Source organism: Thermus sp. (assembly GCF_037444525.1).
Taxonomy (GTDB): domain Bacteria; phylum Deinococcota; class Deinococci; order Deinococcales; family Thermaceae; genus Thermus.
In genome coordinates this window covers 19,752-29,613 of the sequence record NZ_JBBIMD010000026.1, presented here as the reverse complement: position 1 = coordinate 29,613, position 9,862 = coordinate 19,752, and the positions used below count along the sequence as shown (strand labels likewise).

Sequence of the window (9,862 nt, the reverse complement as noted above, 5' to 3'; positions counted from 1 at the left end):
CCGCATCCTGGGTTACCGGGACACCCTCACGGGGGAGGAGCACGCGGCTTTGGTCATGGGGTCTTGGGGGCCGGAAGAACCCATCCTGGTGCGCATGCACTCCGAGTGCCTCACGGGGGACGCCCTCCACTCCTTAAGGTGCGACTGCGGCTTCCAACGGGACCTGGCCTTGGAGCGGATCGCAAAGGAGGGCAAGGGGGCTCTGGTCTACCTGAGGCAGGAGGGGCGGGGAATTGGCCTCGTCAACAAGATCCGGGCCTACCACCTCCAGGACCAGGGGCTGGACACGGTGGAGGCCAACCTGGCCCTGGGCTTCCCCCCGGACCTCAGGGACTACGGGGTGGGGGCGCAGATCCTCTACGACCTGGGGGTGCGGAAGATGCGCCTCCTCACCAATAACCCCCGCAAGGTGAAGGCCCTGTCCGGCTTTGGCATTGAGATCGTGGAGCGCGTGCCCCTAAGGGCCGGGGATAACCCCCACAACGAGCGCTACCTCCAGGCCAAAAAGGAAAAGCTCGGCCACTGGATGGACTGAAGTACTCCACAGATGCCCGGCGGCATGGCCCTATAGCATGGGGGCATGCCCCTCCTCCTCCGGCTTGGGGTCCTCCTTCTCCTCCTCCTCGCCCTCCTAGACCCGAAGCTCTCCCGCCCGGGGCGGGTGGCCTACCTCCTGGACTTCTCCCCCTCGGCCCGGGAAGGGGTCTTCGCTCTGGCCCCACGGCTCCCCCGGGAGGGGGTCTACCTGGCCTTTGCGGAAGGGGTGGCCCGGCTTCCCGCCCCCACCGCCCGGCGGCTGGACCTGGGGGAGGGGACGGACCTGAGGCGGGCCTTTCAGGAGGCCTTGAAGCTCAGGCCCGACCGGGTGGTCCTGGTCTCCGACGGGCTTTTTCCCCCCCTTCCTGCTCCCTTCCCCCTGGACGCGGTCTATGTGCCCCCTAGGCCCTGGGTGGCGGTCCGCCTTCTCCCGCCCCCCTACCCCCTTTACGGGGAGACCGTGGGGGTGCGGGTGGTCCTGGAGGCCCCGGTGGCGGCCGAGGCCCGGGTGCGGGTGGAGGGCCCTGCCGGGGTCTTGGAGCGGCGCCTGAGGGTGGAGGGCACAAGGGCCCTCACCTACGCTTTTCCCCTCACGGAAAGGGCCGAGGTGCGGGCGGTGGCGGAGGGGGCGTGGGGGAGGAGCGAGGCCCGCCTCGAGGTGGCCCCCCTGGACCGGGGGCGGGCCCTGGTCCTGGGGGACGAGGCCCTGGCCAGGATCCTGGAGGTCCAAGGCTTCCAGGTGGACCGGGGGCCTTTCCGCCTGCCCCTGGAGGCGGACCTGGTGGCCCTCGGGGTGGGGGTTTTGGACCTCCCCGAGGGCGCCCCCGAGGCCCTAAGGGACTTTCTCCGCCAGGGGGGTGGCCTCCTCTTCACCGCCACCCCCAAGGGGCTTTTCCTGGGGGGGTGGGACCGGGCCCTGCCTGAGGACTTCCCCCTAAGGCCCCTAGGCCGGAAGGGGGCGGCCTTGGTCCTGGTCCTGGACGTCTCGGGGAGCATGGAGGGGGAGAAGCTCGCCCTGGCCCTTTCCGGAGCGGTGGAGCTCGTGAGGAGCGCCGCTTCTGAGGACTGGGTGGGGGTGGTCCTCTTCAGCTCCTCCCCTAGGGTTCTCTTTCCCCCAAGGCCCATGACGGAGCAGGGCAAAAAGGAGGCGGAAAGCCTCCTCCTTTCCGTGCGGGCGGGGGGTGGGACGGTGCTGGGCCCCGCCTTCCGGGAGGCGGTGCGCCTCTTGGAGGGGGTGCCCGTGGCGCGGAAGGGGGTTTTGGTCCTCACCGACGGCCTCATTGCCGATGCCAAGGAGCCCATCCTGGAGCTGGCCCGCGCTTCTGGCCTCGAGGTAAGCGCCCTGGCCCTGGGGGAGGATGCGGACCGGGGCTTCCTGGAGGAGCTCGCCCGGGCGGGCGGGGGGCGTTTCTACTTCGCCGCCCGCCCCGAGGAGCTCCCGAGGCTTTTCCTAAGGGAGGGGCAGGAGGTCTTCCAAGGGGAGGGCTTGAGGGGCCGCTTCCCCGTGGAGGCCAGGCCCCACCCCCTCACGGAGGGCTTTCGCTTTCCCCCCCTTTCCTTCCTCCTCCCCGCCCGGGCCGAGCCCTGGGCGGAGGTCCTCCTCTCTAGCGGCGAGCGGGCGGTCTTGGCCCTAGGGGAGCGGGGGGCGGGCCGGGTGGCGGCCCTGGCCACGGACCTCGCCCTTTCGTGGGGGGACTGGGAGGCCCTGGCCCCCTTCCTAGGGGGCCTTGCCCGCCACCTCCTGGGGGGAAGGAAGGCCCTCGCCCTCTACGCCTACCCGGAAGAGGAGGGGATACGGGCGGTGGCCCTGGGGGCCCTCGAGGCCCCGCGCCTCCTGGTGGGGGGGGAGGAGGTTCCCATGGTGCCCACCGGCCCCGGGCGGTTTGAGGGGGTGGTGCGGGGGGAAGGGGTGCTCCTGGACGGGGCGCGGCGCATCCCCTTGGCCCTCCCCCTTCCCGGGGAGTGGACCCCGAGGGATGGGCGGGCGGTCCTCAAGGCCATGGCCGAGGGGAGTGGGGGGCGGTTCTTTGAGGGGGAGGTGCCCCCCCGCACCCCCCAGGCCGCCTTCCCCCTAAGGCCCTACCTCCTGGTCTTGGCCCTCCTCCTCTTCCTCCTGGAGCGCTACCTGGCCTTCAAGGTGGCTGGGGTTACGGAAGGGGCAGGGCCTTTGCCTTAACCTCCCCCGAAAAGGAGGTGAAAGGGATGGAGAGGAGGGCCTTGATCAAGGGGGTGGGCCTGTTGGCCGTGGCGGGTCTAGGCGGGGGCTTGGGCCAGGCCTCAAGCCCCAAGGGGGTCAATGGGGGCGGCTTCTACCGCTTCCCCCTGGGCCGCTACACGGTGACCATCCTCTCCGACGGCCAGTCGGCCCCGGGGTCCCTCCTCCCCAACTGGGGGGCGAACCCCGAGCTCCAGGAGGCCTTCCGCCGGGTCCTTTTGGAAAACTTCCTGGATCCAGAGGCTACCCCCAACAACTTCAACCCGGTCCTGGTGGACACGGGGAACGCCCGCCTCCTGGTGGATGCGGGGCGGGGCCAGGGGGGAAGGCTTCTTGAGCACCTGGCCCTGGCGGGCTACGCCCCTGGGGAGATCACCCACGTCTTCCTCACCCATGGCCACCCCGACCACATCGGCGGCCTGGTGGACGGCCAGGGCCGGCCGGCCTTTCCCAACGCCCTCCACCTCATGGGCCGGGTGGACCTGGACTACTGGCTGAACAACCCCACCCCCGCGGTGGAGCGGGCCCTTTTCCCCTTAAGGGAACGCATCCGCCCCGTGGAGGATGGGGAGGAGATCCTCCCTGGGGTGGTGGCCGTGGCCTCCTTCGGGCACACCCCCGGGCACATGAGCCTCGAGGTCCTCTCGGAGGGCAAGAAGCTCTTCATCTTCGGGGACGCTGCGGGGCACTACCTCCTTTCCCTCCGCTTTCCTCAGGCCTACCTGGGCTTTGACATGGACAAGGCCCAGGTGGTGGCCACCCGGGCCCGGCTTTTCCGCAGGGTGGCAGAGGAAAAGAGCCTTCTCACCGCCTATCACTTCCCCTGGCCGGCCCTGGGTTACCTCCGCCCCTTGGGGGAGGGGTACGGGTTTGTGCCCGCTTTCTTCAGGTTCTAAGGTTTCTCATGTGCAAAACCCCCCCTTTCCCCCATCCGCCCCTTTTAGGCTGGGGCCATGCTCCACTGGGACGATGAGCTAGAGCGCCGGATCCGCCTGGAACAGGAGGGCCGCCGTCTCCAGGAGGCCCCGTTTAGGAAGCGCATCGCCGAGCTGGAAGCGGAGCTGGTGAACCTTCGCTTCCGCCTCCGGCAGCTTGAAGAGGAGAAGCGGATCCTTTACTGGGAAAAGCGGGAGATCGCCCTGAATAGGGCCTTTCCTGGTCCCATCCTGGAGGAGGTCAAACGCACCCTGGAGGAGGCCTGGCTGGACCTCACCCTCATGGGCTCTCCCCAGGCCCCCAGGGTGGAGGAGGTTATCCGCCACCTGGAGCGGATTCTGAACGGCCGAAACCCTCTCCGATCTGAACGAGAACCGCCTCCCCGCGGACCGTGAGAACCCCTTCCGCAAAGAGTTCCGTTTCTACCACCACTTTCTTCCCCCTGACCTCCCGCGCCCGGCCCAAAAGGACCAGTTCCGGGCCCAGGGGGGTGGGCTTCAGGTAGTCCACCCTGAGGCTTGCGGTGACGAAGCGCAAGGGGTGGGCCTCGAGGCTCACCCCCTCCGCCTGGGCCTTGGCCGCGGCGGCGGTGGCCGTGGAGTGGCAGTCCACCAGGGAGGCGAGAAGCCCCCCATAGACGAAGCCGGGGATGGCGGTGTGGTGGGGCTTAGGGGTGAAGCGGGTCTCGCTCTCCCCGCGCTCTGGGTGCCAGTGGGTCTTTATGTGGAGCCCTTGGGCGTTCAGGTAGCCGCAGCCGTAGCAGTGTGCCCACTCCGGGGGGTAGTAGAGCTGGACCGCTTTCATGAAAGCCCCTGGGCCCTCCAGCGCTCGGGCACCTTGGCCTTGAGGAAGTCCACGATCTCCTGGGTGCTGGTGCCAGGGCCGAAGACCGCGGCCACCCCCAAGGCCTTCAGCTTGGGCACGTCCTCATCGGGGATGATCCCCCCGCCGAAAAGGAGGATGTCCGAGGCTCCCTGCTCCTCCAGAAGCCTTCTCACCTCCCGGAAGTAGTGCATGTGAGCCCCGGACAGGATGGAAAGCCCAATGGCGTCCACGTCCTCCTGGATGGCCGCGGAAACGATCATCTCCGGGGTTTGGCGGAGCCCCGTGTAGATGACCTCCATCCCCGCATCCCTCAGGGCCCGGGCCACCACCTTGGCCCCTCGGTCATGGCCGTCCAGGCCCGGTTTGGCGATGAGCACCCGTATGCGCCGATCCATGTCACCTCCCTTTAGGGACGATGGCCAGGGTGAAAAGCCCCTTGGCCACCAGCGTTTCCCCATCGTACACTGCGGCCTCCACCACGCTCAGGTTCCGCCCACGCCTTAAGACCTCGGCCCGGCAGAAGAGGCGTTCCCCCCGGGCCGGCCGGAGGAGGTTCAGCTTGAACTCCACCGTCAGGACCCTTTCCCCTTCCCCCAGGTGGGTGGCCGCGGCCATGCCCGCGGTGTGGTCGGCCAGGGTGGCCTGGACCCCGGCGTGAACGAAGCCGTCCTGCTGGCGGTGCGCCTCTTCCACACGGAGGGCCGTTTCGCAAAACCCTTCCCGGCTAGCGAGGAGTTCCAGGCCCAGGTGGCGCACGAAGGGGGCCTGGAGGTAAGGGGTGAGGTCGGTCATACGTAAGCGGGCTCCTGGTAGGTGCCGTAAACCTCCCGCAGGACGTCCATCATCTCCCCCAGTGTGCAGTAGGCCAGGGCGCACTCCACGAAGTAGGGCATGGTGTTCTGCCCCTCCACCGCGGCCTGCCTGAGGGCCTTTAGGGCCTCCTCCGCCCGCTTGGGGTCGCGCTCCCGCCGCACTCGGGCCAGGCGCTCCGCCTGCACCCTCTCCACCTCGGGGTCCACCAGCTGGATGGGGACCTTCAGGGGGATCTCGTCGGTGAAGGCGTTCACCCCCACGATGATCCTTTCCTTCCGCTCCACCTCCTGCTGGTAGCGGTAGCTGGCTTCGGCGAGCTCCCTCAGGAAGTAGCCCTCCTCGATGGCCCGCACCACCCCGCTCATGCGCCGGATCTCCTCGATGATGGCCATGGCCTGGCGCTCCATCTCGTCCGTGAGCCACTCCACGTAGTAGCTCCCCGCCAAGGGGTCTATGGTGTGGGTGACCCCAGTCTCGTAGGCGATGATCTGCTGGGTCCTCAGGGCGATGGTGGCCGACTCCTCCGTGGGGAGGGCCAGGGCCTCATCGTAGGCGTCGGTGTGCAAGCTGTTGGTGCCCCCGAGGACCGCGGCCAGGGCCTGGATGGCCACCCGGGCGATGTTGTTCAGGGGTTGCTGGGCGGTGAGGGAGACCCCGGCGGTCTGGGCGTGGGTGCGGAGCATCCAGCTTTCCGGACGCTTGGCCCCGTAGCGGTGGCGCATCTCCTTGGCCCAGATGCGCCTTGCCGCGCGGAACTTGGCGATCTCCTCAAAGAAATCGTTGTGCACGTCAAAGAAGAAGCTGATCCGGGGAGCAAACTCGTCTATGTCCAGGCCCCGCTTCAGCGCGGCCTCCACATACTCAAACCCATCGGCCAGGGTCCAGGCCAACTCCTGGACCGCGGTGGAGCCCGCTTCCCGGATGTGGTAGCCGGAGACGGAGATGAAGTTCCACTTGGGGACGTTCTTGGGCCCCCATTCAAAGGTGTCGATCACCAGCTTCACGCTGGGCTCCGGGGGGAAGATGAACTCTTTTTGGGCGATGAACTCCTTGAGGATGTCGTTTTGGATGGTTCCCCCGAGCTTCTTCCAGTCGTAGCCCTTTTTCTTGGCCACCGCCAGGTACATGGCCCAGATGGCGTTGGCCGGGGAGTTGATGGTCATGGAGGTGGTGACCTCCTCGAGGTTGATCCCCTCAAAGAGGATCTCCATGTCCGCCAGGCTGGACACCGCCACCCCACACTTCCCCACCTCCCCCTTGGAAAGGGGGTGGTCGGAATCGTAGCCCATGAGGGTAGGGAGGTCAAAGGCCACGGAAAGCCCCGTCTGCCCCGCCTTGAGGAGCTTTTTGAACCGCTCGTTGGTCTGCTCCGCGGTGCCGAAGCCCGCGAACATGCGCATGGTCCAGAGCTTGGACCGGTACATGGAGCCGTAGACCCCCCTGGTGTAGGGGTACTCCCCGGGGAAACCCCGCTTCTCCTCGTACTCCGGGTCCAGGACCCCGATGTCCTCCGGGGTGTAAAGGGGCTCGGGGGCGATCTCCGAGAGGGTGCGGTGGGCCACGGGCCTCTCGGGCATCTTTTCCAGGCTCTTCCGGTAGGTCTCCCTGAGCCAATCGTGTTTTTTGCGCATGGGCCCTCCCTTTGCCCCCGATTATACGCTTTTTTGCGGGGAGGGAGTAGGACGTTATGGCACCCGCCCCTGACGCTCGCTTTCCGGCTCCACGTGGATGGTAACCACCAGGCCCGGCACCGCCTGCTTCAGGGCCTCCTCCAGCCGGTCACAGAGCCGGTGGGCTTCCTCCACGGACATCCTCCCCGGCACCACCAGGTGGAACTCCAAAAAGGAGCGGGGGCCCGCCCGGCGGGTCTTGAGGTCATGGACCTCCAGGGCCCCCTGGGCCAGGTGGGCTTTAAGCACCTCCCGGATGTGCTCGAGCTCCTCTGGTCCCAGCCCTTCGTCCATAAGCCCCCCGAGGGACTCGCGCACCAGGCGAAGGCCCATGAGGAGGATGTGCCCCGCCACCAGGAGGGCCAAAAGGGGGTCCAACCACCACCGCCCCGTGGCCCAGGCCAGGCCCACGCCCAGGAGGACCCCCAAGGAGGTGAGGACATCGGAGAGGATATGGTAGCCGTCAGCCACCAGGGCGGGGGAGCGGAGGGCCCTCCCCTTTCGGATGAGGAGGAGGGCGAGCCCCCCGTTGAGCCCCGTGGCCAAGAGGTTTAAGCCCATCCCCGGCCCTAGGCCCAGGAGGGGCACGGGCTGAAGGAGGCGGGGCAGGGCCTCCTTGGCGGTGAGAAAGGCGGCCAGGACCACCAGCACCCCCTCGGCCACCGCGGAGAAGTACTCGGCCTTGGTGTGGCCGAAGGGGTGGTTGTGGTCTGGGGGCTTTTCCGCGATGCGGATGGCGGTGAGGGCCAGAAGGGCCGCGGCCACGTTCACCGTGGACTCCAGGGCATCGGAGAGGAGGGCCACCGAGCCCGTGAGGCGGTAGGCCAGGAGCTTAAGCCCAAGGACCAGGAGGGCCACCAGGAGGCTTAAGGTGGCCAGGCGCCTTCCCATCCCGTCCCTACTCCTCTTCCTGGTCTTCCTCTTCCTTCCTGGGCTTCAGGAGGGGGAAGAGCAGGACGTCCCGCAGGGAGGGCTGGTCGGTGAAGATCATGGCCAGGCGGTCAATGCCAAGGCCCAGGCCCGCGGCGGGGGGCATGCCGTACTCCAGGGCCAGGAGGAAGTCCTCGTCGGGCTCCGGGGCTTCCTCGTCGCCCTCCTTACGCCTTCTTGCCTGCTCCAAAAAGCGCTCGCGCTGGTCCAGGGGGTCGTTGAGCTCGGAGTAGCAGGGGGCGATCTCCATCCCCCCCACGTAGAGGTCCCAGCGCTCCGTGAGCCCGGGCTTTTCCCGGTGGCGCTTGGCCAGGGGGCTGATGGCCAGGGGGAAGTCCATGACGAAGGTGGGGTCCTGGAGGTGGGGCTCCACGTAGATCCCAAAGAGCTTGTCCAGGAGCTTGTAGGCCGGCACCTGGGCAAGCTCCGGGTGGTGGGCGTCCGCCCAGAGGCGAAGCCTTTCCAGATCCAGGGGGTCGAAGGGGAGGCCCGCCGCTTCCTTGAGGCTTTCCACGAAGGAGATGCGCCGGAAGGGGGGTTTGAAGCTCAGGATCCTTCCCCCGTAGGGCACCTCATGGCTCCCATGGAGGGCCAGGGCCAGCCCGGAAAGGAGCTCCTCCACCAGGGCCAGCATGTCCAGGTAGTCCGCGTAGGCCCAGTAGGCCTCCAGCATGGTGAACTCGGGGTTGTGGTTGTGGTCAATCCCCTCGTTGCGGAAGTTGCGCCCGATCTCAAAGACCTTTTCGTATCCCCCCACCAAAAGGCGCTTAAGGTAAAGCTCCAAGGAGATGCGCAGGAAGAACTCGTGGTCCAGGGCGTTGTGGTAGGTCTTGAAGGGCCGGGCCTCGGCTCCCCCCGTGGTGGCCTGGAGGATGGGGGTTTCCACCTCCAAGAACCCCTTTTCCTCAAAAAAGCGCCGGATGTACCGGACCATCTCCGAGCGCTTCCGGAAGACTTCCTTGACCTCGGGGTTCATGATGAGGTCCAGGTAGCGCCTCCGGTAGCGGGCCTCCTTGTCCTTGAGGCCGTGCCACTTGTCCGGCAGGGGGTGGAGGCTTTTCACCAGGGGGGTCCAGGCGAGGACCTTTAGGGTGACCTCCCCGGTCTTGGTGGTGAAGACCGTGCCCCTTACCCCCAGGAGGTCCCCCACGTCCAGCTTCTTCAATAGCTCGTAGCGGGGGGTGGTGTCCTTGGCGAAGTAGAGCTGGATGCGGCCGGATCCGTCTTGGAGGTGGGCGAAGGTGACCTTGCCCATCCGTCTCAGGGCCATGATCCGCCCGGCCAAGACCACCTCCTCCGGCCACTCCGTTCCGGGGGGGGCGCCCTTTTTGCCCTCCAGGATCTCCAGGGCCTTGTGGGTCTTGGGGAAGCGGTAGGGGTAGGGCTCAAAGCCCGCCTCCACCAGGGCCTCGAGGTTGAGAAGGCGCTGGCGCGTCTGCTCGTTCATGCGCGGATGTCCACCACCCTAAACTCCCGCTTGCCCTTGGGGGTTTCCAGGGTGAGCACGTCCCCCACCCGGTGGCCCAGGAGGGCCCGGCCCATGGGGGAGGCATCGGAGATCTTCATGGGGGTTTCCAGGACGCTGGCCTCCGCGGGGGAGACCACCTGCACCTCCAGCCTCTCCCCGCTCAAGGGGTCTTCCAGGACCACCACCGAGCCTAGGCCGATGGTCTCCCCGCCCGTCCCCTCCAGGATCACCGCCCGGGAGAGGATGTCCTCGAGGCTGTCTATGCGGGCCTCGATGCGGGCCTTCTCCTGCTTGGCCGCCTCCAGCCCCGAGTCATCGTAGTCGTCGGAGGATTCCATGAGCTCTTGCAGGATGCGGGTGGCCTCCTGCAGGCGTTCCCGCTCTTGTAAAAGCTGCTGCATGAGCCTCTCGTAGCCGGCCTTGGTGAGCTTAACCTCGCGCGCCATGGTGCACCTCGTAAGTCATGGA

At 67.5% G+C, this 9,862-nt stretch carries 11 protein-coding genes; 4 read left to right on the top strand and 7 right to left on the bottom strand.

Features of this window, described 5'->3' with window-relative positions; genetic code table 11:
- From ribA to WKI94_RS05870, 4 genes are all read left to right on the top strand, one after another.
- Positions 1-535 (top strand): GTP cyclohydrolase II (ribA, locus tag WKI94_RS05885; protein ID WP_337844841.1); only part of this gene is annotated, 535 nt, incomplete at its 5' end.
- A 45-nt stretch (positions 536-580) separates the two neighbouring features.
- Positions 581-2,713 carry a vWA domain-containing protein gene (locus WKI94_RS05880; RefSeq protein WP_337844840.1) on the top strand — a complete coding sequence of 711 codons (2,133 nt, stop codon included), beginning with the start codon at positions 581-583 and terminating at the stop codon, positions 2,711-2,713.
- Between the two features lie 26 nt (positions 2,714-2,739).
- Positions 2,740-3,648 (top strand): MBL fold metallo-hydrolase, encoded by a 909-nt coding sequence (locus WKI94_RS05875; protein WP_337844842.1) that lies wholly within the window; start codon positions 2,740-2,742, stop codon positions 3,646-3,648.
- Between the two features lie 57 nt (positions 3,649-3,705).
- The gene (locus tag WKI94_RS05870) at positions 3,706-4,083 is read left to right on the top strand and encodes a hypothetical protein (protein WP_337844839.1); all 378 of its coding nucleotides are present in this window, start codon (positions 3,706-3,708) and stop codon (positions 4,081-4,083) included.
- Here the strand turns inward: WKI94_RS05870 and WKI94_RS05865 are convergent.
- From WKI94_RS05865 to WKI94_RS05835, 7 genes are read right to left on the bottom strand one after another with little or no spacing between them, the layout of a single operon-like run.
- Positions 4,004-4,492 (bottom strand): PaaI family thioesterase, encoded by a 489-nt coding sequence (locus WKI94_RS05865; RefSeq protein ID WP_337844838.1) that lies wholly within the window; start codon positions 4,490-4,492, stop codon positions 4,004-4,006. The genes WKI94_RS05870 and WKI94_RS05865 overlap by 80 nt on opposite strands.
- Positions 4,489-4,908 carry a cobalamin B12-binding domain-containing protein gene (locus tag WKI94_RS05860; protein WP_337844837.1) on the bottom strand — a complete coding sequence of 140 codons (420 nt, stop codon included), beginning with the start codon at positions 4,906-4,908 and terminating at the stop codon, positions 4,489-4,491. The genes WKI94_RS05865 and WKI94_RS05860 overlap by 4 nt, the downstream gene beginning before the upstream one ends.
- Position 4,909: 1 nt before the next feature.
- Positions 4,910-5,305, bottom strand: a complete 396-nt coding sequence (locus WKI94_RS05855; RefSeq protein WP_337844836.1) for a PaaI family thioesterase — start codon at positions 5,303-5,305, stop codon at positions 4,910-4,912.
- Positions 5,302-6,957 (bottom strand): methylmalonyl-CoA mutase family protein, encoded by a 1,656-nt coding sequence (locus tag WKI94_RS05850; RefSeq protein ID WP_337844835.1) that lies wholly within the window; start codon positions 6,955-6,957, stop codon positions 5,302-5,304. Before WKI94_RS05850 ends, WKI94_RS05855 begins: the two co-directional genes overlap by 4 nt.
- A 54-nt stretch (positions 6,958-7,011) precedes the next feature.
- A complete protein-coding gene (locus tag WKI94_RS05845) occupies positions 7,012-7,887 on the bottom strand; it encodes a cation diffusion facilitator family transporter (protein WP_337844834.1) in 876 nt (291 codons plus the stop codon).
- Positions 7,888-7,894: 7 nt separating this feature from the next.
- Positions 7,895-9,373: a lysine--tRNA ligase gene (gene lysS, locus WKI94_RS05840; protein WP_337844833.1), complete on the bottom strand. Its 1,479-nt coding sequence runs from the start codon at positions 9,371-9,373 to the stop codon at positions 7,895-7,897.
- Complete coding sequence (locus tag WKI94_RS05835) at positions 9,370-9,840, bottom strand: GreA/GreB family elongation factor (RefSeq protein ID WP_337844832.1); 471 nt, start codon at positions 9,838-9,840, stop codon at positions 9,370-9,372. The genes lysS and WKI94_RS05835 overlap by 4 nt, the downstream gene beginning before the upstream one ends.
- Positions 9,841-9,862 lie beyond the last annotated feature (22 nt).